17 protein-coding genes, 4 tRNA genes and 1 pseudogene are annotated in these 20,933 nt (G+C 35.0%); 4 read left to right on the forward strand and 18 right to left on the reverse strand.

Annotation, left to right across the window (positions count from 1 at the left end; all coding sequences use genetic code 11):
• From tuf to tcdA, 7 genes are all read right to left on the reverse strand, one after another.
• On the reverse strand, window positions 1-812 hold an 812-nt coding region (gene tuf / locus A9G41_RS01500; protein ID WP_075539220.1), incomplete at its 3' end, for an elongation factor Tu.
• 184 nt (window positions 813-996) lie between these two features.
• A tRNA-Thr gene (locus tag A9G41_RS01505) sits at window positions 997-1,072 on the reverse strand.
• A gap of 3 nt (window positions 1,073-1,075) precedes the next feature.
• Window positions 1,076-1,150: transfer RNA gene (locus tag A9G41_RS01510), tRNA-Gly, on the reverse strand.
• A gap of 55 nt (window positions 1,151-1,205) precedes the next feature.
• A tRNA-Tyr gene (locus A9G41_RS01515) sits at window positions 1,206-1,290 on the reverse strand.
• A gap of 33 nt (window positions 1,291-1,323) precedes the next feature.
• Window positions 1,324-1,399 (reverse strand) — tRNA-Thr (locus tag A9G41_RS01520).
• A 162-nt stretch (window positions 1,400-1,561) separates the two neighbouring features.
• Window positions 1,562-4,246 (reverse strand): bifunctional acetaldehyde-CoA/alcohol dehydrogenase, encoded by a 2,685-nt coding sequence (gene adhE / locus A9G41_RS01525; RefSeq protein WP_075539221.1) that lies wholly within the window; start codon window positions 4,244-4,246, stop codon window positions 1,562-1,564.
• Window positions 4,247-4,551: 305 nt separating this feature from the next.
• Window positions 4,552-5,346 carry a tRNA cyclic N6-threonylcarbamoyladenosine(37) synthase TcdA gene (gene tcdA, locus A9G41_RS01530; protein WP_075539222.1) on the reverse strand — a complete coding sequence of 265 codons (795 nt, stop codon included), beginning with the start codon at window positions 5,344-5,346 and terminating at the stop codon, window positions 4,552-4,554.
• Window positions 5,347-5,630: 284 nt separating this feature from the next.
• Here tcdA and A9G41_RS01535 point away from each other — a divergent pair, with 284 nt between their 5' ends.
• Together A9G41_RS01535 and dhaL are read left to right on the forward strand one after the other, a co-directional pair.
• Window positions 5,631-6,635 (forward strand): dihydroxyacetone kinase subunit DhaK, encoded by a 1,005-nt coding sequence (locus A9G41_RS01535; RefSeq protein WP_075539223.1) that lies wholly within the window; start codon window positions 5,631-5,633, stop codon window positions 6,633-6,635.
• Window positions 6,636-6,637: 2 nt separating this feature from the next.
• Window positions 6,638-7,267, forward strand: a complete 630-nt coding sequence (gene dhaL / locus A9G41_RS01540; protein ID WP_075539224.1) for a dihydroxyacetone kinase subunit DhaL — start codon at window positions 6,638-6,640, stop codon at window positions 7,265-7,267.
• 191 nt (window positions 7,268-7,458) lie between these two features.
• Here dhaL and A9G41_RS01545 read toward each other — a convergent pair.
• Window positions 7,459-8,219, reverse strand: a protein-coding gene (locus A9G41_RS01545; protein WP_141674805.1) for an IS5 family transposase whose coding sequence is annotated in 2 segments (ribosomal slippage) — window positions 7,459-8,015 and window positions 8,015-8,219 — 762 coding nt in all. Because the reading frame shifts where the segments join, the coding sequence is not laid out codon by codon here.
• A 211-nt stretch (window positions 8,220-8,430) separates the two neighbouring features.
• On the reverse strand, window positions 8,431-9,276 hold the full coding sequence (locus A9G41_RS01550) for a DMT family transporter (RefSeq protein ID WP_065566497.1): 846 nt from the start codon (window positions 9,274-9,276) through the stop codon (window positions 8,431-8,433).
• A gap of 122 nt (window positions 9,277-9,398) precedes the next feature.
• On the opposite strand from A9G41_RS01550, the pseudogene A9G41_RS01560 reads away from it, so the two are divergent.
• A pseudogene (locus tag A9G41_RS01560) lies at window positions 9,399-10,480 on the forward strand (IS3 family transposase).
• Window positions 10,481-10,796: 316 nt separating this feature from the next.
• On the opposite strand, the gene A9G41_RS01565 reads toward A9G41_RS01560, so the two are convergent.
• Together A9G41_RS01565 and A9G41_RS01570 are read right to left on the reverse strand one after the other, a co-directional pair.
• Window positions 10,797-11,666: a hypothetical protein gene (locus A9G41_RS01565; RefSeq protein ID WP_075539225.1), complete on the reverse strand. Its 870-nt coding sequence runs from the start codon at window positions 11,664-11,666 to the stop codon at window positions 10,797-10,799.
• A 66-nt stretch (window positions 11,667-11,732) separates the two neighbouring features.
• Complete coding sequence (locus A9G41_RS01570; RefSeq protein WP_143425388.1) at window positions 11,733-13,400, reverse strand: peptidase domain-containing ABC transporter; 1,668 nt, start codon at window positions 13,398-13,400, stop codon at window positions 11,733-11,735.
• Here A9G41_RS01570 and A9G41_RS14880 point away from each other — a divergent pair.
• Window positions 13,383-13,538, forward strand: coding sequence for an integrase core domain-containing protein (locus A9G41_RS14880; RefSeq protein WP_141673618.1), 156 nt, complete (start codon window positions 13,383-13,385; stop codon window positions 13,536-13,538). The genes A9G41_RS01570 and A9G41_RS14880 overlap by 18 nt on opposite strands.
• A 51-nt stretch (window positions 13,539-13,589) precedes the next feature.
• On the opposite strand, the gene A9G41_RS01575 is transcribed toward A9G41_RS14880, so the two are convergent.
• The 7 genes from A9G41_RS01575 to A9G41_RS01605 form a co-directional block, all read right to left on the reverse strand.
• On the reverse strand, window positions 13,590-14,252 hold the full coding sequence (locus A9G41_RS01575) for a class II aldolase/adducin family protein (protein WP_075539227.1): 663 nt from the start codon (window positions 14,250-14,252) through the stop codon (window positions 13,590-13,592).
• Between the two features lie 27 nt (window positions 14,253-14,279).
• Window positions 14,280-16,343 (reverse strand): BglG family transcription antiterminator, encoded by a 2,064-nt coding sequence (locus tag A9G41_RS01580; RefSeq protein ID WP_075539228.1) that lies wholly within the window; start codon window positions 16,341-16,343, stop codon window positions 14,280-14,282.
• An 89-nt stretch (window positions 16,344-16,432) separates the two neighbouring features.
• Window positions 16,433-17,818 carry a PTS galactitol transporter subunit IIC gene (locus A9G41_RS01585; RefSeq protein ID WP_075539229.1) on the reverse strand — a complete coding sequence of 462 codons (1,386 nt, stop codon included), beginning with the start codon at window positions 17,816-17,818 and terminating at the stop codon, window positions 16,433-16,435.
• A 10-nt stretch (window positions 17,819-17,828) separates the two neighbouring features.
• On the reverse strand, window positions 17,829-18,107 hold the full coding sequence (locus A9G41_RS01590) for a PTS sugar transporter subunit IIB (protein WP_065566501.1): 279 nt from the start codon (window positions 18,105-18,107) through the stop codon (window positions 17,829-17,831).
• Between the two features lie 9 nt (window positions 18,108-18,116).
• On the reverse strand, window positions 18,117-18,593 hold the full coding sequence (locus A9G41_RS01595; protein ID WP_065587823.1) for a PTS sugar transporter subunit IIA: 477 nt from the start codon (window positions 18,591-18,593) through the stop codon (window positions 18,117-18,119).
• A 564-nt stretch (window positions 18,594-19,157) separates the two neighbouring features.
• Window positions 19,158-20,513, reverse strand: a complete 1,356-nt coding sequence (locus A9G41_RS01600) for a PFL family protein (protein ID WP_065582058.1) — start codon at window positions 20,511-20,513, stop codon at window positions 19,158-19,160.
• A 37-nt stretch (window positions 20,514-20,550) separates the two neighbouring features.
• Window positions 20,551-20,820 carry an ACT domain-containing protein gene (locus A9G41_RS01605; protein WP_075539230.1) on the reverse strand — a complete coding sequence of 90 codons (270 nt, stop codon included), beginning with the start codon at window positions 20,818-20,820 and terminating at the stop codon, window positions 20,551-20,553.
• Window positions 20,821-20,933: the final 113 nt, after the last annotated feature.

Raw genomic sequence — 20,933 nt, forward strand, 5'->3', positions numbered from 1 at the left:
GCACGACCTTCGTCAAGTAATTTACGGAACATTTCAACACCAGTACAAGTGGTTTTAGTTGTTGGTTTGATACCCACGATTTCAACTTCTTCACCCACTTTGATTACACCGCGTTCAACACGACCAGTTACTACTGTACCACGACCTGAAATTGAGAATACGTCTTCAATTGGTAATAGGAATGGTTTATCAATATCACGCTCTGGCTCTGGGATGTAGCTGTCTAATGCTTCAGCTAATTCAACAATTTTGTCTTCCCACGCTGCTTCGCCTTCTAATGCTTTAAGCGCTGAACCACGGATTACTGGTGTGTCATCACCTGGGAAATCGTATTGAGATAGAAGCTCACGGACTTCCATTTCAACTAATTCTAATAACTCTTCGTCATCAACCATATCACATTTGTTTAAGAATACGATGATGTAAGGAACACCTACTTGACGACCTAAAAGGATGTGCTCACGAGTTTGTGGCATAGGACCATCAGTTGCTGCTACGACTAAGATAGCACCGTCCATTTGTGCCGCACCAGTGATCATGTTTTTAACATAGTCAGCATGGCCTGGGCAGTCTACGTGCGCATAGTGGCGAGTTGGTGTATCGTATTCAACGTGTGAAGTATTGATGGTGATACCACGTGCTTTTTCTTCTGGTGCGTTATCGATTTGATCGAATGCACGAGCTTGACCGCCGTATTTTTTAGCAAGAACAGAAGTAATTGCTGCAGTTAAAGTTGTTTTACCATGGTCAACGTGGCCGATTGTACCAACGTTAACGTGGGGTTTTGTACGTTCAAATTTTTCTTTAGACATCGATTGTCCCTCAAATGTAATACAAATCGGTGGCGATTCACCACATTAACCAAGTATCATATTTAATATCAACATAATACTAACTTAAAATTAGCTCTGAATAATAACAGATAAAGCTATCTAGTGACAAGCATTAAAAGCAGTCAAATTTAATATTTTTAGAAGTTTAGGAGAATAACAAGAATGGTGCTGATAGGCAGATTTGAACTGCCGACCTCACCCTTACCAAGGGTGCGCTCTACCAACTGAGCTATATCAGCAATTGGAGCGGGCAGCGGGAATCGAACCCGCATCATCAGCTTGGAAGGCTGAGGTAATAGCCATTATACGATGCCCGCATGTTCAAACTCGGCTACCTAAATGCTTCAATTAGCTATTGCTAACATTAGATGATGGTGGTGGGGGAAGGATTCGAACCTTCGAAGTGTGACACGGCAGATTTACAGTCTGCTCCCTTTGGCCGCTCGGGAACCCCACCCCGAATCTTTATAAATTTGTCTACTTAGGAAAATGGTGCCGGCTGCCGGAATCGAACTGGCGACCTACTGATTACAAGTCAGTTGCTCTACCTACTGAGCTAAGCCGGCCTAAGTGCTGCGCATTATGAACTAGAACATTTAACCTTGCAAGCAAAAAAAACAAATTTTATTTTGTTTGATTAAAAAAAAATCAAAAACATAAAAAAGACCTGAAATTCAAACTATTCCAGGTCTTTTTTTAATCAAAGTGTAAATTTATATTATTTCTTTTTAGCTAGTTTTTTTAGAACTCTCCACACCTTTTGCTGCGGTATGTACAGCAACATCCTCACTAATGTCCCCTCTATCCTGATATGCACGACCATAATAAGTATCAAGCAGAATTTGTTTTAACTCTGCAATTAAAGGATAACGAGGATTTGCCCCTGTACATTGGTCATCAAAAGCATCAACAGCCAATTGATCAACCTGTGCTAAGAAAGTGTTTTCATCGACTCCAAATTCCTTAATTGAGAATGGGATATCAAGATCTTTTCTAAGCTGATCTAACCAAGCAATTAATTTCTCGACTTTCATCTCATCTTTATCAGTAGCTGCGGTTAAACCTAAATGATCAGCAACTTCTGCATAACGGATAATTGCTTTAGGATAACCATATTGGCTAAATGTGCCCTGCTTAGTTGGTTTGTCAGTTGCATTAAAACGCACCACATTACTAATTAACATCGCATTTGCCACACCATGTGGAATATGGAAAGCTGCCCCAATTTTATGCGCCATTGAGTGACAAACGCCAAGGAATGCCTGAGCAAAAGCAACACCGGCTAATGTTGCTGCACTATGCACTTTTTCTCGAGCAACAGGATTTTTGGCACCTTCTTTATAACTTGTCGGTAAGTAGGTTTTTAACAGACTTAATGCTTGTAAAGCTTGGCCATCAGAAAACTCACTTGCCATCACCGACACATAAGCTTCTAAAGCATGTGTTACTGCATCATAACCACCAGCAGCACAAAGTGAGCGAGGCATATTCATCACTAAATTTGCATCAACTATTGCCATATGAGGCGTAATAGCATAATCCGCTAATGGGTATTTTTGACCTGTTGCATCATCAGTAACAACGGCAAACGGAGTCACTTCAGAGCCTGTACCCGATGTTGTTGTGACACAAATTAATTTTGCTTTTTGACCCATATTTGGGAAATGGCAAGCACGTTTACGAATATCCATAAAACGTAATGCTAATTCTTCAAATTTTGTTTCAGGATGCTCATATAAAACCCACATGATTTTAGCCGCATCCATTGGTGAACCACCACCTAAAGCAATAATGGTATCCGGTTGGAATACTTGCATTGAGTCGGTACCTTTACGGACAACACTTAATGTTGGATCTGCTTCAACATCAAAGAAAGTTTCGCAAATAACACCTTGTGCTTCTAATTGATCAGTGATTTGTTTTGAATAACCGTTGTTAAATAGGAATTTATCCGTTACTAAAAATACGCGTTTTGCGCCTTGCTCAACCACTTCACTTAAAGCAACAGGTAATGAGCCACGTTTAAAATAGATAGAACTTGGTAGTTTATGCCATAACATATTTTCTGCTCTCTTAGCGATTGTTTTCTTATTGATTAAGTGCTTTGGTCCAACATTTTCAGATACCGAGTTTCCACCCCAAGAACCACATCCTAAAGTTAAAGATGGTGCTAAATCAAAATTATACAAATCACCAATACCACCATGAGCTGCTGGTTGATTAATTAAAATACGGCAAGTTTTCATTTTACTACCAAAATAAGCAATACGTTCACGGTTGCTATCTTGATCAGTGTAAAGAACAGAAGTATGCCCCATTCCCCCCATTTCAACTAACTTTTCTGCTTTATCAACAGCCTCATAAAAACCTTTCGCTTTAAACATAGCAAGCGTTGGGGAAAGTTTTTCATGGGCAAATGGCTCAGATAAATCAACATTATTCACTTCACCAACCAGGACTTTTGAACCAGCAGGCACTTTAAGACCAGCCATTTCAGCAATTTTTGTTGCTGGTTGACCAACAATATTGGCATTTAATGCACCTTTATCGTTTAAAATGATGCCTTGCACTGCTTGTGTTTCTTTAGCATTTAAAACATATGCGCCATATTGGGTTAATAAACGGCGCACTTCATCATATACAGAATCAACCACAACAATTGCTTGTTCTGAAGCACAAATCATACCATTATCGAATGTCTTAGACATAAGAACAGAAGCCACAGCACGTTTTAAATCAGCTGTTTCATCAATAACAACAGGTGTATTACCCGCTCCAACACCTAATGCTGGTTTACCTGAACTGTACGCTGCTTTGACCATACCCGGTCCACCCGTTGCTAAAATAGCAGCCACATCATCGTGATGCATTAATGCATTTGATAATTCGATAGATGGTTCATCAATCCAACCAATAATATCTTGTGGTGCACCCGCTTTAATTGCCGCATCTAACACAATTCGAGCTGCTTCAATCGTTGATTTTTTGGCTCTAGGATGTGGAGAGAAGACAATTGCATTACGTGTTTTTAGACTAATTAAGGATTTGAAAATTGCGGTAGAAGTTGGATTAGTGGTAGGAACAATTCCACAAATAATACCAAGTGGTTCTGCTATAGTAATAGTACCAAATGGTTCATTCTCGGCCACGACGCCACAAGTCTTATCGTGACGATATTTATTTAAAATATACTCAGCGGCAAAAAGGTTCTTTATGACTTTATCTTCAACAATTCCCATTCCTGACTCAGCAACTGCCTGCTGTGCTAGTGGGATACGTGCTGCCGCTGCGGCTGTTGCGGCTGCTACAAAGATTTTGTCGACTTGCTCTTGAGTATAAGTTGAATAAGTCTCCTGTGCTTTTTTCACTCGAGCCATTAACTCATTTAACTCATTCATATTAGTTACTGCCATAGATTTCTCCTTGAAATTAAAAAATAAATCGGGATCGTTTGGCGTCTTCCTTGAAACTATTTAATGCTTAAGCATAATAACAAAACGAAATTAGCACTATCCTAAATCAGATTTTTAATTTATACAATAAGATATTAAACAAAAAAGTAGTTTAATAATAGAACAAGGATTTTTAAGAAGAGAAAAAAAATTGAATAATAAAAATAGCAACAGATAAACAACTATTTCTAATAAAAAAAATAGTTGTTATTGAACGTAAATCATAACATAAAAAAAGAAGCCGATTGTTTAGTTCAAAATATAAATCATAAATGACATAATCTATTTAATACATAACTCACAGCAACAAAACCAAAAGTTGCTGTGACTGTGGTAATTGCCCCAAATCCTGATTCGCAGTCCATTTTTTTAGGACCATCTGCGTCACTTTTGGTAAAGCATATTTGCCCATTTTTAGCTGGATAAGTTAGTTGTTCGGTAGAATAAACACATGGAATGGCAAATTTACCTTTACTGTCTTTATTAAGTTTATAATGATTTTTCAATTTTTCGCGTAATTTAGCGGCTAATGGATCTTGAATTGTTTTTGCTAAATCAGTAATTTTAATTTGAGTAGGATCTTTTTGCCCACCAGCTCCACCAATGGTAATCACTTTTAATTTCTGTCGCTTACAATATGCAAGTACAGCCGCTTTATCATTTACACTATCAATAGCATCAATAATATAGTGATAACGCGGTGATTGTTTTGTGCCCAAATATTCACTGACATTATCTCCATTAATGAAATCATCAATTTCATTTACAACACATTCAGGATTGATTTGTAAAATTCGCTCAGCCATAACCGATGTCTTTGCTTTACCAATATTGGATTTTAACGCATGAATTTGACGGTTAGTATTTGTAACGCAAACATCATCCATATCAATTAAGGTGATTTGACCAATACCACTACGCGCTAGCGATTCAGCAACCCAAGACCCCACGCCGCCAATACCAATCACACAAATATGCGCTTGCAAAAAACATTGCAAGGCTGATTCACCATAAAGCCTTGCAATACCGCTAAAACGTTGAAGATAAGATTCTGTGTTCATAGACAATGATTAATGGTGCTTATACTCAAACACCTACTCTCCTGAAACTTTTTCACAAATTATAACTGTAATATTATTTTATAAACAAGTTAATAATAAATATTAGTGATACTATACCTTTTCAAGAATAAAAAACTAAATTTCTAGCTCTCATAAAGATCAACTAAATCATCCCGATGATGCGCAATAAGTAGGATATTATTTGTCATTAATTGTATTCGTTTGAGTTATTAATTTTCCCTACAATAAAACGTTGTTAACTATAATTAAAGAGGAAATAAAGAATGCGCAAACCCAAAAAACTACTTAATGATCCCAATAATGTAAGACAAGAAGTCATGCAGGGATTGATCTATGCCTATCAGGGTAGATTAACTGCAATTTCTGAACATTGTGCCGTTTATGGTAACCATATTGCCAGTGATCAAGTAGTTATTGTCTCAGGTGGTGGTAGTGGTCACGAACCAACCTTTGCAGGATTTATTGGTAAAGGCGGAATTGATGGCTGTGCAATTGGCGAAGTTTTCACATCGCCATCTCCAGATCAAATTATTGAAGTAACCAAAGCTATAGAAAAAGGAAAAGGCGTACTATTTTTGTTTGGCAACTATTCTGGTGATGGAATGAATTTTGATATTGCAGCCGAAATATTAGGAGAAGAAAATATTGTTATCAAAACGATTCGAGCAACTGATGATATTGCTTCGGCACCATTATCTAAGATTTCTGATCGCCGTGGCGTCGCTGGTATTATGTTTTTATACAAAATTGCTGGCGCTGCCGCACAATTTGAAAAATACGACCTTGAAAATCTCTACCAAGTTGTATCGAAAGCAAACAACAATGTTCGTACCATCGGTGTCGCCCTAGATGGATGTGCACTACCCCAATCAAGTCATTTCAATTTTGAATTAGAGGATAACGAGATTGAAATAGGTATTGGTATTCATGGAGAAGCAGGGTTGCGCCGACAAGTGATTACCTCATCTGATCAAGTTGTCAAAGAAATGATAGACAATCTATGTGATGATTTACCTTTTAAAAAAGGCGATCGAGTGTGCGTATTGATTAATAATTTAGGCGCGCTTAGTAACGCCGAGTTGTACATCATAACACGCAAAGTTGGCATTGAACTTGGTATACGAGGCATAATTAGCCACGATGTTGTTGTTGGTCATTTTTGCACATCGCTTGAAATGTCTGGTTTTTCAATTAGCTTATTAAAATTAGATGAAGAATTACAACGCCTTTATGATTTACCTTGCCAAACACTAGGATGGAGAAAATAAAAATGAATTTACTACAAGTCCGTAAAATGATGCTATTTACTGCTGAAAAGATGGTCGAAAGCGAGCCAACATTAACCGCTTTAGATCAATTAGTCGGCGATGGCGATCACGGCATCGGTATGAAACGTGGATTTACAGCTATCATGGTGCTACTACAAGACGAAAAATTTCAACCAACTAATATAGGTGATTTTTTTACGCAAATTGGTACAAAATTAATGATAAGTATGGGCGGAGCTTCTGGCGCTATTTTTGGTACTTTATTTAGAGCGGGCGGAAAAAGTATTACAGGCGTAACAGAGTTTGATTCTGATGTATTATCAAAACTCCTTAACGAAGGTTGGCAGGCAGTCTATCAACGCGGAAAAGCCAAACCAGGGGATAAGACTATGGTTGATGCCTTAGCCGCTAGCGCAACAACCGCAAGTCAATTAACATCTACGAAGTTAATCGATGCGCTACCTAAAATCGCACAATCTGCTATGGAAGGCGCAGAAAAAACGAAACAGATGATCGCTGTATTTGGACGAACTAAAAATTTAGGTGAACGCGCAATTGGTCACATGGATCCGGGAGCGGCTTCAATGGCGTATATCTTAAAATATATGAATGAATATATCCAAACCCAATAAAACAATAAATCCGCCGATATCATCGGCGGACATCATCATCACAATATCGATAAAATAATATTCTAAGTATCATTGATAAAATGTCTAAGTATTCAAACAACATCTAATTTTTTAATATAAAATTTTTTACTGATTCACTATTTTTCTATTAATTGACTAGGGGCTGTTGATCTTTGCTGTACATAAATTACTCAACAATACATTGGCAGCCACATTAACATAAATGCCAGTGATACCATACTGGCATAATTCCTTTCTAACTTATCGTATCTAGTTGATATTGAACGATATTGCTTGATTCTAGCAAAGGCATTCTCGACTAAATGACGATAGCGATAAAGGCACCTATCCATACTGCTTTTATCTATATCCTTACCATAATTACGTTTAGCAATCACCGTTCGTCCGCCTTTTTGACGAACAAAGCACCGAAAAGGCTCGCTGTCATAACCTTTATCGGCTATCACTGTATTCACTTCATCGAGCTTTTCAACTAGGTTTTCTGCATAAGTGATATCATGTCGTTGTCCTTCAGAAAGCTCAAAAAAAATAGGCAAACCACCACTATCAACCGCAAGATGAATTTTAGTTGAATGACCGCCACAGCTCTGACCTATTTGCTCGGAATGCTCCGTTGCAGCGCCTGTACTATGTTGATGAGCCCTGATAATCGAGCCATCTAGGAACACCCATTCAAAATCCGCTAGTTGTGATAAATGTTTGAAAATATCAACTAATATTCCTTTTTAGACCACAAATTAAATCGCCTATAGACGGTGCTCCATCCACCAAATTCTTCTGGCAAATCTCGCCAAGGAATACCGGTTCTCATTCGGAAAAGGATCCCTTCAAACGTCATCCGATGCTCGGATTTATTATAAACTCGGCCGGTATTTTTCATTATTTGTAGTAGCTTTTCCCACCGTTTATCTGTTAGCATTGTTCTTGGCATGATGAATCGAGTTAGGGTTGTTTTTTGCAGAATTATTATAACTCACATCATGCCGTCTAAAAAACAATCACGAAAGATCAATACACCCTAATTCTTTGAATTATTTTTGATGGAAAGTTGTAACTAATTTTCCATCCGCTTTAGCAACTACAAAAAGTAAAAACTGAATTCTAAATTGTACCGAATTCAGTCTTAAAAAAGGATAAAAAAGTCATTTATTTTTAGCAAAGAAAATCCCGACTATAACAATAAATATTCCTAGAATCTCTTGGAGAGATAGATTTTCATGAAAAAGAATATAAGCATATAATGCGGAAATAACAGGCTGCATAAGAACTAATATTGATGCAAGGCTAGCAGATATTTTTCCTAGAATATAGCTAAGGCCACCTTGCCCTAGTATTTGGGAAAAAATAGCTAACCCAATAAGAGGCCATAGTTCTCTCCAACTTGTAGGGTAACTAACTCCCTCCATAATTAAACTGGCTAATAAAAGGACAACAACTGAGCCAAAGGCACTATAATACATAACTTGTACGCTAGATACTCTAGTTCTTACTTTGTAAACAATGAGTAAAAATAAGGCATAAAAAATAGATGTCATAAATGCAAGAAAATCACCAAAGACATTTCCTTCGTTAGTATTTTGTTTACCGGTGATCAGGATAAAAAGCCCTAATAAAGCTAAAAACAATCCTAGTAAAAATTTTTTTGATATTTTTTCTTTATATAAAAAATAGCAGGCCGGCACTATACTAAAAGGGACTAAATTTGCTAATAAATTTGCATTTGCGACTGTCGTATATGAGAAAGATATATTCCACAGTATTAAATCCCCTGCTAGAAATCCTCCAGAAATATAGAGTAAAAGTTTATCTTTACAGATCACTTTATTCCTTTTTTCTATTTTAAAAAAAGGATATAGTATTGGAATGCTAAACAGTACCCTATAAAAACCTGTACTAATAGGTCCTAATTCACTTAATTTGACAAAGATCCCTCCAGTGGCTAAAAATGACACAAAGAGTAATGTAAGGAAAAAATATAAATATCTCATTGAACGGCTACCTTAATATATTGTTTAGTATTTTTTATTGTTACAATGTGTAACTATCCCCTAAAATAGTACAGCAAAAAAGTAGAAAATTCTCTATGATAAAAGTAAAAGAGGATTTAATTATGGAAAAAATGACTGAACATCAAATCGTCGCTATTTTAAAAGAAGCTGAAGCGGGTATTCCCGTTAAAGAACTGTGCCGTAAATAGGGCATGGCAAATTCAACTTTCTATAAATGGCGTGATAAATACGGTGGTATGAAAACCTCTGATATTAAACGTTTAAAGGAGCTTGAGGCCGAAAACCGTAAACTTAAACAGATGTTTGCCGAACTGAGCTTAAAATCCCAGCTTCAGGAAGAAATCATAAAAAAGCTTTAGTGCCAACTGGGGCACGTAAAACGTGGGCACAGCAACTACAACAAAATCATTCAGTTACTATTGCTATGAGTTGTGCCATTGTTGGCTTAAGCTGTTGTGCTTACTATTATCAACCTAAGTTACAGGATGATTCGGTGATTGTTTCGGTGTTGAATGCTATCACAGACCGGCATTTACGCTGGGGCTTTCCTAAATGCTTTAATCGTATCAGAAAGCTCGGCTATAAATGGAATCATAAGCGTGTTTATCGGGTGTATTGTGAGTTAAAACTTAATATTAGAGCTAAACGTAAAAAACGTATCCCCCAACGAACACCAGAAAAGCTATTGGTTCCTAATAAACAAGGTGAATGTTGGTCAATGGATTTTATGAGTGATAGTAGCTGTAATCAACGTCGCTTTAGGACATTCAATGTCATCGATGACTTTAATCGTGAGGCGTTAGGTATTGATATTGCAGTAAGCTTACCGGCAGGGAGAGTTACCCGTTACTTAGATAAACTGGCTGAATACCATGGCTATCCATTAAAAATACACGTCGATAATGGACCAGAATTTACAGGAAAAACCTTTATAAACTGGGCTAAATCACATGATATAGCCATTGATTATATAGCGCCCGGTAGCCCATATCAAAACGGGTACATTGAACGATTTAATCGCACCTATCGTACTGAAGTACTCGATTTATACCTTTTTAACAACTTAGCACAAGCAAGGAGAATAACCGAAGAATGGTTAACGATTTATAACACCGAAAGACCGCATGAGGCATTAAATAACATGACACCGATTGAGTATAAAACACTAAAACAAGCAGCATGATTTTCTACGTGAGTTGTGTACTAAGTTTGGGATATTTACATTATTGGTATTGATAAGGTGCTCATTTGAGTAATATAACCAAAATAAAAAATCAAATAAAATCAATACCATTTCTGACTGATTTTTGAATAAATTTTTCATTTCTATAAAGAAAAACCTGAATTCAAACATGAAGTGCAATTTTAAACACGGTAGAGTGAAAAAAGTAGAAAGGTGATTTATACTAGCTACTTCGCACCACCACAGTTTGGAGATTGCTATGCATTATATGTAGAAATTATTGTTTTCTCAGCATTGAATAATAGAAAGTAAAAAATTATTTTAGTTCATAAAGCCTAACCCAAAGTCGCTTATTCTTAAAGTCAATCTTTACTATATTTTTACTAAGAAAATCATGTCCTACTATACCATCCGATTGAAATTCATCTGGAATAGAATCTAGAATAACAGCCTCAATGTTATCATTAATAATATTATTAAAATTAATAGATACAAATTTATCATCGCTTCCATCATTATTAATTATAGTTGTTTTTGGTGAAAGTGATTGCTCTTTTAAAATTGAAGTAGTGGCAGCACTATCTAAGATCATATTATAATTTTTTATACCATCAGACATATTTATCACCAAACCTTCGCTATTAACTTGAAAGGGAGCTGAAATCCATTTTTCATCTAAATCATTAGAAATATCCTCGTAATCAGATATTGTTATTTTACTTTCAGGGTAATTAATAGTTAATACATAATCCTTAAAAAGACCTAATCCAATAACGGGATTATCTAATCCTTTATTCTCTTTGTTAACATCTGTATCATCGTTTAAATAATTGAATCCCCAATATTTATATTCTGCAACAGAAACTTTTTTAAAATTGAATGAATTTATACATAAATTTTCAATAATATATGATCGAGACTCTATGATATTACCAGATAGATCTATATATCTTATTTTTTTCGATTGCTCTGATTTATTCGGTATTTTATTAATTAAATCTATTGGTAAATATAAGGCTTCTTTTGCTCCTGTATCAAATGTTAATAAAATTTTTTCGTCTTCAATATTCATTGGTATATGTGCTAAATTATATTTAGCATCAAAAACAAGATCCCAAATTATTTCTAAACTTTGAACATAATTACTTGTTAATAATATAATAAAAAAAATTGATATTTTCTTCATAAAAATTAATTCCTTTTCTTTAAAATAAAAACAGTAAAGATTTAAATAATCTAATCTTATTTAATCTCAATTAAGTGTATCAGAAATGATTGAACCTTGATCAAGTATAACTACTCTATCTGCCATTTTTATGGTTTCAGGCCTATGCGCAACAACAATTTTTGAAAAATGATAACCGAGCATCGAAGTATTGACAGCGTTCTCATTTGTGACATCTAAATGGCTAGTTGCTTCATCTAATGCTAGAATTGTAGGTTCTCTATAAAGTGCTCTAGCTAATAATATTCTTTGCTTCTGTCCACCAGATAATCCAGAGCCTATGTCACCAATTATTGTATTATATTTCATTGGCATTTTAATTATTTCATCATGAATAACAGCTTTTAAAGCACAAAACTTTATTTTTTCTTGATTAGGTTCTGAATCAAAAAAACAAATATTATCTGCTATTGTACCTGCAAATAACTGATCATCTTGCATAACAGTTCCAAATAATTTTCTATACTTATTAATATCTAAATCAGAAAGAAGTGTGTTACCAATAAAAATTTGTCCTTCATAAGGCTCTAAAAGTCTTAAAATTAATTTCAAAAGTGTTGTTTTGCCACATCCAGACACTCCTGTTATAGCTATACACTGCCCCATGGGTATTGTTAAGTTTATATTTTTTAGAATATCAGGTTCATATTCTGAATAGCGAAAAGATACATTTACAAGCTTAATAGTAAAATCTGAAATTACTTTCGTATCAACAAATTGGTCTATTTTTTGATAGTTTTCTTTAGAGCTAAAAACAATATCCGCTAAACGTTCTACATGAAGTTTTAACATTGATATTTCACATATTTTATCTATTAAAGATACAATTTTATCTGATAGTTGTTCTTTATAACTCATAAACGCAAAAAGCATACCAATTGAAAATAAATTATCTAAGATTAATGAGGCAGCGATCCAAATAACTATAATTCTGTCTAAACTAAAAATTAGAGTATTAGCAAGCTGGAAAAATAAATTAAATTTTTCTAATTTAAGATGCTCATTAAACTCAATTGCAGATAAATTCATCCAATTAACATATCTTTCTTTTTGATGGTTATATAAACGAATACTTTGCATCCCTCTAATCGATTCTAAAAAATGACTTTCTTGATTAGCTTTATTTATAATATATTGAGAAGTTATGTGTCTCTGGTGTGAAAATGTAGTCCATCGTAATATTGCATATAACAAGATTGAAAAAAATGAAATTAGTGAAAGGGTAAAGTTATACATACACATCATGGCAAAAGTTGTAATAACTAATAGACCATCAACTATACTTGCAACAACTTTAGTTGTAATACCATCTTGTATCTCTTGTATAGAATGAAATCTAGATACAATATCAGCTAAATGTCTTTTTTGAAACCATTCTAACGGTAAATTGAGGAGGTGATTAAAAACATTACCTCTCCATTGATAATTAAGTTGTGTAGAAAACGCTGTAGTAAACCAAGTTCTTACTGCTTCAACTGAAATACGTAAGAGGAGAAGCAAAATAAAACCAATTCCTAAAACAGTCAATAAATTTATATCTGAAACCGCTATTACATCATCAACAACCCACTGTAGATATAAAGGAGCTATAAGAGTACAAACCTGAATCATAATTCCAAGTAAAAATAATTGGAATGAATGGGAAAGCCGAAAGAGTGATACGAACTTTGAATTGCGATGTGGTATAATCAGCATATATTTAGCGATTCACAAGATAGAAAACAAAAACTGAAACGCTTTATTAATTTTTATAATACCGTTAAACCGCATAAAGCGATTTCAGGGAAAACGCCTTATGAGTTTTTAGAGGATTATTTTAACCATGAGGTGTAAGCAACTCGGCGTTTTCCTACAATTAACGTATTAAAATAAATAGACTAAAATTTATTTTTTAAATTTAATTTGTGAGGGATATGCCCAACGTTGTAACTCCTCAGCAGGAAAACCGCTAACATCTTTACCACTATTAATTAATAATGCGTGATAGTAAATTTCAGCCATTTCTTCGATATAAGCCGCTTTTAATACCGCTTCATAAGGATCTTTATCGACAGCAATAGCACCATGCTTTTCCATTAAAATTGCATCAGCTCGTTTTATTGGTTCTATAACACTATTTGAAAGGTCTAGAGTCCCTGGTCGCCCATAAGGTGCAACAGGAATAATTCCATCTTTTAAATTCAAAATAGCACATTCATAAACGACTGCAGGAATCGGTCTGGCTAACACGGCAAATGAAGTTGCAAAAATAGAATGAGTATGTGAAATAGCAAAAACATCAGGGCGAACTTTATAAATCTCAAGATGCATTAAACATTCACTGGTTGGTCTTAATCCTGAATCGGCTTCAATAACATTTGCATCCAGATCCATTACAACAATATCCCGTATTGTTAATAATTTTTTATCAATTGTTGTAGGAGTGACAAGAACATATCCTGTCTCTTTATCTCGTACGCTAGAATTACCCGCTTTATGTTTGCATAGTCCCCACTCACTTGATTTTTTAGCCATATCGACAACATATTGTTTTTGTATCTCTAACATTTTATAGCTCCTATTTTGACAAGTTATTTATTGATAATTGGCAAACAATTCCCAGATTTCATTGCTATTTTTGGCATTTCGTATGCGAGTTGCGCCTTCGTGAAATTCTAATAATTCATTTAATTGGGCAAGTGCTTTAAGGTGTTTTTGTGGATTATTTGTTGCTAAAACAACAATTAAATCCGCTTGCATATAACCACAAATAGTGATTTTTTCTGATAGTTTAAGTAAAGACATAGCGACTTTATTTACACCATCATCAATGCCAGCATGGGCAATAATTAACCCATCGACTAGCATAATGTAAGGTTGCTCAAATTGGATTTTATTCACCATTCTTTCAAGATAATCACTTTCTATGGATTGGTTGTTTAACAATGGCTGTGCGGCTAATGCCAATGCGTCCTCCCATGCTATATTCACTTTTTCTATAATGTTGATATGTTCTTTTTGCATTAAGTCGGCTAATGAGGGGATTTCTTGTTGTGTTATTAGTACGGGGTTATCATTCATTTCATCGTTATAAAGATATGCAGTTAACTCCTTTTGCAGTGCTTTTTGATCTTTGATATTGCTATATTTTTCAATAATAAACATCAGCTCATCAACTTGAATAATGCTAGGATCAATACCTTGTAAAGTGCCAATCACTTGATGACGAAAAGCATTTTTATGAAAATTATTCAGTGAAGGATTAACAATAAATAACAATTTATCGGTAGATAAATGTGAGGTAGAAAAAACAATATCATAATAATGATGATATTTTTCGAACTCACGTTTAGACATGGCATCAGAAAAATGTAATTCAGGAAGCAATACTTGTAAAGTCAGGTAAAGATAAGTTGAGACAGTTGCACTATTTTCGCAAACAAAAATTGCGATCTTCTTTGTTTTAATTCGGTTGATCAAACCTTCTCGAGTTAACCAACCGCCCAAAAGTACAGTAATAAAAGCGACTTCTTCATCTGGCATATTACAATGCAATATTTTTTCAAAAGGGGAAATCGCTTTTCGTACCATTTCATGTAAGTGACCAAACTCTTGCAATACAATGTCATATACACTGTTGATATTAGAAATATGATATCGAATACGATAATAAGCAGGTTTCCAATGCTGATAAATGCGTTCAATCAGTTCGCTCTTATCTTTAAAGGTGATACAACTAATCTGTTCAAAATTAGCAATAACCTCAACAACACTTTCTAATAGCACCGCATCTAAATGGAAATATTTATCGGATAGAGTTTGTATATTAGAGCTTTGCACTAATACCATTAAAAAAATTTGCTCATTAAGATCAGTAATACCAAATTTTTCAATGAGCTTTTTCAATAATTGAAAATCACGACCATTTGCAACTTCAGTATAATTTTCTGGCAAAAGCGCAATTTTTTTATCGGTTTCTATGCGCTGTAACATAAAACAAATAAAGTAAGTTAGCTCTTGCAACTGCTCATCAGTAAAAACAATTTTTAATTTCTTTTCTATTTCGCTAAATACCTGTCCTACTTGTTCTAAGCGGCCTTGGGTAATAATCTCATTTTCTCTAAAAATTTTGTCAGCTATTGGCATACTAATAATTCGACGAATTAATTTTAGCAACAAATAACGTTTGTCAATTTCATTACCGATAATACGATAACCATTCTCGCGGTCATAGTTGATTTGTAAATGATATTGAACAATCATTGCTTGTACTTTTTTGATATCATTGATAACGGTGTTTTGACTGACAGTAAGCGATGAAGAAAGATGTATTAACGACATCCTTTCCGTTCTAATTAACAGAAAAAAGAGTAGTAAATGAACTCGTTCATCTTCAGAATAAATATAACGTCCAATAGCAAGCGATACGGGCTCATCTCTAAAGGTTTCGATCACTAATTTAGGAACACTAAACTTACCAGTTTTAAATCGTTTAATTAATTCAAGATTAGATGATTCAAGAAAGTTATTAATTTTCTTAATGGTATAACTAAGCTGTTTACGAGTTAACCCAAATTCAGATTGAAGCTCAACGCCACTCATATTTGGATGATGAATTAATGCTTTTAAAACAGCATGAATTCGCTTATCGACAACCATATAACAATTACCTTATCGTTCGTTGCCTGATGGCAACTAACATTACCATCAGATTTACTGCAAATTATGTTCAACGAATACTTTAACTTTCATTTATTATTTTTTTCTGCTACATCTTGTATCGCTTCTTTGCGTAGTTCACGTGCATAAAACAAATAACCCACACACCAATAAGCAGTAAAAATCAATGGCACAAAATAGCCTTGCAAACATTGCCAAATAAATGAAAAAGCATAGGTAAAAACAGGTGCATCGATAGAACTATTTGAAATTAACTGATTAGATGGAATATCAATAGCTTTAGTGGCTAATCCCAAATCGGTAATAATCGGAGCAAATTGAGTTCCAGCAAATAAAAAGAATGGCACTCCAATAATGGCTAAAATTACCATCCTTAATGTGTTTCCTTTAGTTAGAATATAAGCTGGAACAATAAGGGCAACATTAATAATACCAGCAAAAGGCAGAATTTTGTTACCTGGTAAAATAACAGCCCAAATTAAGGTAAAAGGAATAGCAACTATTACTGTAAACCAAATCTCGCTCGAACCACCCATAAATGGCCAATCTAAACCAACAAATAATTTACGACCAGCAAAACGTTTATTCATATAATCACTAATCGCCTCAGAAATCGGCGATAGTGCTTGCATAAATAATTTAGAGATCATTGGAAATAACATAAGAGCAGTAGCAGCTTGTACCCCAAGCATTAAAATAGCTGCAACATCATAGCCAGCAATAATCCCAAAAGTCACACCTAATAAAAATCCAATAACATGATTTTCAGCAAATACGCCAATCTTTGATCGTAACGTTGCTGCATCCATCGGTTTATTTAAAGTAGGTATTTTGCGTAGTAATAGATCAAAAGGATAATAAATTGCACTGAAAAACAGCATTCTATGAGTACAAGTTACACCAGGAATACCTGTTAGTTTTTCGATTCGATGTTGATTAATATCACCAGAATTAAGTTCTAGTATGATCTGCAAAGTAGCAATAATAAAGGCAAGAACCAAAGCCACAACAGAACCTAAAATTGGGGTAGCGACGGCAACCACAATAAATGCGGTAAAAATTTTCCCCCACACATTCCATAAGTCAGCATTAAAGGTATCGGTTTTTTTTAATACTAACATTAAAATATTAATACCCACTTGTAAAGGGAACATAAGAAAAGCGTACGGCCAAGCCCAAGATACGTTTGCCATGGTAGTCCAGCCACCATCAATAATGCTCAGTTCAATTCCTGTTCGCTCCATCATAGTTTGCGCAGCTGAACCAATAGCACCAACCATAAAACCAATCAACATACTCATTCCAACAAATGCCACACCTAGCGTAATAGCGGCCGAAGCGCCATCTCTAAATTTCATGCGTACAATTAAGCCGGCAATGAGCATAATAAATGGTACAAAAACTGGCGCACCTAAATTCAAAATATAATTTATAATTGTTCCAAGAAATTCCATATTTGTACTCCTATTTACAGGCATCAATAATTTTTTGTAGCTCCGCTTCCATATTTATTCCTGTTAGAAACGCAATACCATTGATGACAGGAATAGGGTACTGTTTTTCAATTTTAGTTATCGCTATATAAGCAGCACTATTTTTAATGTGAGTATCGACAGATTTCAGATCCACAACTTCTACTTTTATCTCATCAAGATTCCGTTCTTTTAATAAACGAGTAACCTTGCTGGCAACGGTTTGTGATGTAGCCACTCCACTGCCACATGCAACAATAACTTTTTTCATAAAGCCTCCTTATAAATTGATATTGGATGTCAATAGTGTAAAAATTTCATGTTCAGTTTTTGCGTGATAAAGTTCTTCTAAAAAACGCAAATTCACAAAGCAGGACATCAATTTTTGCAATAAATCAATATGCCCATCCTTTTGATTAAACCCTAGCAAAAACACAAAGTTAGCCTTTAACACATGGTCATTATTTGCCATTTCACGCCATGGTATGGTTCCTTTGCATCGAGTAAAAAAGATAAACGGTCTAATAACATGTTCGACATCAGTATGCGGCATCGCAACCACATAAGGTTCAGTTGGTAATGCGGTAGGAAATGAAGACTCTCTTTGTTTAATTGCATCTAAAAAGGAATGATTTACATAACCACCACTTTTTAAAATAGGAAAAGTAAAATCGAAAAATTGATTTGTATCTTGAAAGTCTTTATCTAAAAGAATCAAATCTTCAAAAAACATTTGGTCGTTAGATTCATTTCCCATTTCATCCTCCATCATGATGTGATCAGCAAACTTTTATAAATATTGTTAATTTGCTATTGCTAGAGTTAAATCAACACTAATTTGATAGCATCAATTGTAGGAAATTAAGATAAAAGAAACGAATGGAATTGGTACCAAATAATATCCATGACATTGCGCATCATTGGGAGAGTTAGGTATCCACGATTTGTTAAAAAATAGCCCGCCACAAACGGTAAAAAATTTTTTAGATAATGGATTTATTGCCAGGCTAATTAAAGCCTTTGGGTATTAATAATAATCGCTATATCTTAACTGTTAATAGGCATGGATCGTCAGGTGGCGAATAAAAGCTTAACCTTAGGGTAAAGCGTAAAGAGCGTATAGCTAAGCAAACCGCAGAAATGCGCTACCATACATTCAAATTGATAGGTTGAAGGAGAAAGGAATGAATCTGGAAATAATGAAGATGTTATTGAAGAAACGTATTTTGCTATTGCTAAGTAAGTTTTGCATTAAAAGTTTAATACTCTGCCAGCTTTAGTGCAGGCAGAGTAGGAGTATCAATTATTTAAAATTAATCTATTAGTTTTTAAATGAATGAATTGGAGCAGGTATTCGCCCTCCACGGCGAATAAAATCACATGAGCTAAAGTTATTTACTGGCATGATGGGCGCATGACCTAGTAAGCCACCAAATTCAATGTTATCGCCTACTTTTAAACCCACAGCAGGAATAATTCGAACTGCTGTCGTTTTATGATTAATCACCCCTATTGCTGCCTCATCAGCAAGGATTGCCGAAATAGTTTCAGCTGGCGTATCGCCTGGAATAGCAATCATATCTAGTCCAACTGAACAAACACAAGTCATTGCTTCTAGTTTTTCAAGATTCAGCGCGCCGTTATTTACCGCATCAATCATACCCGCATCTTCTGAAACAGGAATAAAGGCTCCGCTTAAACCGCCCACATGACCACATGCCATGACGCCACCTTTTTTTACTGCATCATTGAGCATAGCTAATGCTGCGGTTGTACCATGAGTGCCAACTGCTTCTAGCCCCATTTCTTCTAAAATATGTGCAACTGAATCACCAATTGCAGGGGTTGGAGCTAACGATAAATCGACGATGCCAAATTTAACGCCTAAGCGCTCAGAAGCCTCTTTACCAACTAGTTGCCCCATACGAGTAATTTTAAATGCTGTCTTTTTTATGGTTTCAGCAACAACGTCAAAAGGTTGCCCTTTGACTTTCTCAAGCGCACGCTTAACGACACCTGGGCCACTCACACCGACATTGATGACGCAATCAGCTTCACCTACGCCATGAAAAGCGCCAGCCATAAATGGGTTATCTTCAACGGCATTGGCAAATACAACTAACTTCGCACATGCCATACTGCTGTTATCGGCAGTTAATTGTGCTGCTTGTTTAATAATATGCCCCATTTGCTTGACTGCATCCATATTGATTCCCGTTTGTGTAGAACCAACATTTACTGATGCGCAAACGCGTTCTGTTTGTGCAAGCGCTTGTGGAATTGAATTAATTAAAATTTCATCACCTTTGTGATAACCTTTTTGTACCAGTGCCGAAAATCCGCCAATAAAGTTAACACCAACAGCTTTAGCGGCTTCATCAAGTGTTTTGGCAAATGCAACATAATCTTTATCTTCGCTTGCACCAGCAATTAACGATATTGGTGTGACAGAAATACGCTTATTGATAATTGGAATGCCAAATTCTGAGGTAATCTCCTCACCGACTTTTACCAAATTTTTAGCTAACAAATTAATTTTGTTATAAATTTTTTGACGTGCTTTCTCGCCATCGCTATCAATACAATCAAGGAGAGAAATACCCATGGTTATTGTGCGAATATCAAGCTTTTCTTCCTCAATCATTTTAATGGTTTCGAGGATCTGTTTTGTTTCCATTAGTACTATCCTTTTATACAAAAATAGAGAGTTGATATTACAAACGATGCATAGCATCAAAAATTTCTTCTCGTTGAATGTTGACTTTAACTTTTAGTTTTTTACCGGTTTGCGTCAATGTCGTTTTTACCTCATCAAAGGCCACATTGATTTTAGATAAGTCAAGCAACATAATCATCGTAAAATACTCATCCATAATTGTTTGGCTGACATCTAAAATATTAATATCTAATTCATATAATTTCTGACTAATACCGGCAATAATGCCGGTTTGATCTTTACCAATGACGGTTAAAATGGTTTTCATAACTCTCTCCGCACAAAATTCAGACAGTTAAATAATATTTATTGAGCTAGTTATAATAGCATCTTCAAAAATTATCTAAATAGGAGTAGATTGTTTTTTTCATTACATTAAAA

Source organism: Gilliamella sp. Nev5-1 (assembly GCF_001690895.1).
GTDB lineage: Bacteria > Pseudomonadota > Gammaproteobacteria > Enterobacterales > Orbaceae > Gilliamella > Gilliamella apicola_C.

What these genes read in the sequence shown, in the direction of transcription:
- adhE (WP_075539221.1), bottom strand. Translation starts at nt 4,246, where the DNA reads ATGGCAGTAACTAATATGAATGAGTTAAATGAGTTAATGGCTCGAGTG.
- tcdA (WP_075539222.1), bottom strand. Translation starts at nt 5,346, where the DNA reads ATGAACACAGAATCTTATCTTCAACGTTTTAGCGGTATTGCAAGGCTT.
- A9G41_RS01535 (WP_075539223.1), top strand. Translation starts at nt 5,631, where the DNA reads ATGCGCAAACCCAAAAAACTACTTAATGATCCCAATAATGTAAGACAA.
- dhaL (WP_075539224.1), top strand. Translation starts at nt 6,638, where the DNA reads ATGAATTTACTACAAGTCCGTAAAATGATGCTATTTACTGCTGAAAAG.
- A9G41_RS01550 (WP_065566497.1), bottom strand. Translation starts at nt 9,276, where the DNA reads ATGAGATATTTATATTTTTTCCTTACATTACTCTTTGTGTCATTTTTA.
- A9G41_RS01565 (WP_075539225.1), bottom strand. Translation starts at nt 11,666, where the DNA reads ATGAAGAAAATATCAATTTTTTTTATTATATTATTAACAAGTAATTAT.
- A9G41_RS14880 (WP_141673618.1), top strand. Translation starts at nt 13,383, where the DNA reads ATGTGGTATAATCAGCATATATTTAGCGATTCACAAGATAGAAAACAA.
- A9G41_RS01570 (WP_143425388.1), bottom strand. Translation starts at nt 13,400, where the DNA reads ATGCTGATTATACCACATCGCAATTCAAAGTTCGTATCACTCTTTCGG.
- A9G41_RS01575 (WP_075539227.1), bottom strand. Translation starts at nt 14,252, where the DNA reads ATGTTAGAGATACAAAAACAATATGTTGTCGATATGGCTAAAAAATCA.
- A9G41_RS01580 (WP_075539228.1), bottom strand. Translation starts at nt 16,343, where the DNA reads ATGGTTGTCGATAAGCGAATTCATGCTGTTTTAAAAGCATTAATTCAT.
- A9G41_RS01585 (WP_075539229.1), bottom strand. Translation starts at nt 17,818, where the DNA reads ATGGAATTTCTTGGAACAATTATAAATTATATTTTGAATTTAGGTGCG.
- A9G41_RS01590 (WP_065566501.1), bottom strand. Translation starts at nt 18,107, where the DNA reads ATGAAAAAAGTTATTGTTGCATGTGGCAGTGGAGTGGCTACATCACAA.
- A9G41_RS01595 (WP_065587823.1), bottom strand. Translation starts at nt 18,593, where the DNA reads ATGGGAAATGAATCTAACGACCAAATGTTTTTTGAAGATTTGATTCTT.
- A9G41_RS01600 (WP_065582058.1), bottom strand. Translation starts at nt 20,513, where the DNA reads ATGGAAACAAAACAGATCCTCGAAACCATTAAAATGATTGAGGAAGAA.
- A9G41_RS01605 (WP_075539230.1), bottom strand. Translation starts at nt 20,820, where the DNA reads ATGAAAACCATTTTAACCGTCATTGGTAAAGATCAAACCGGCATTATT.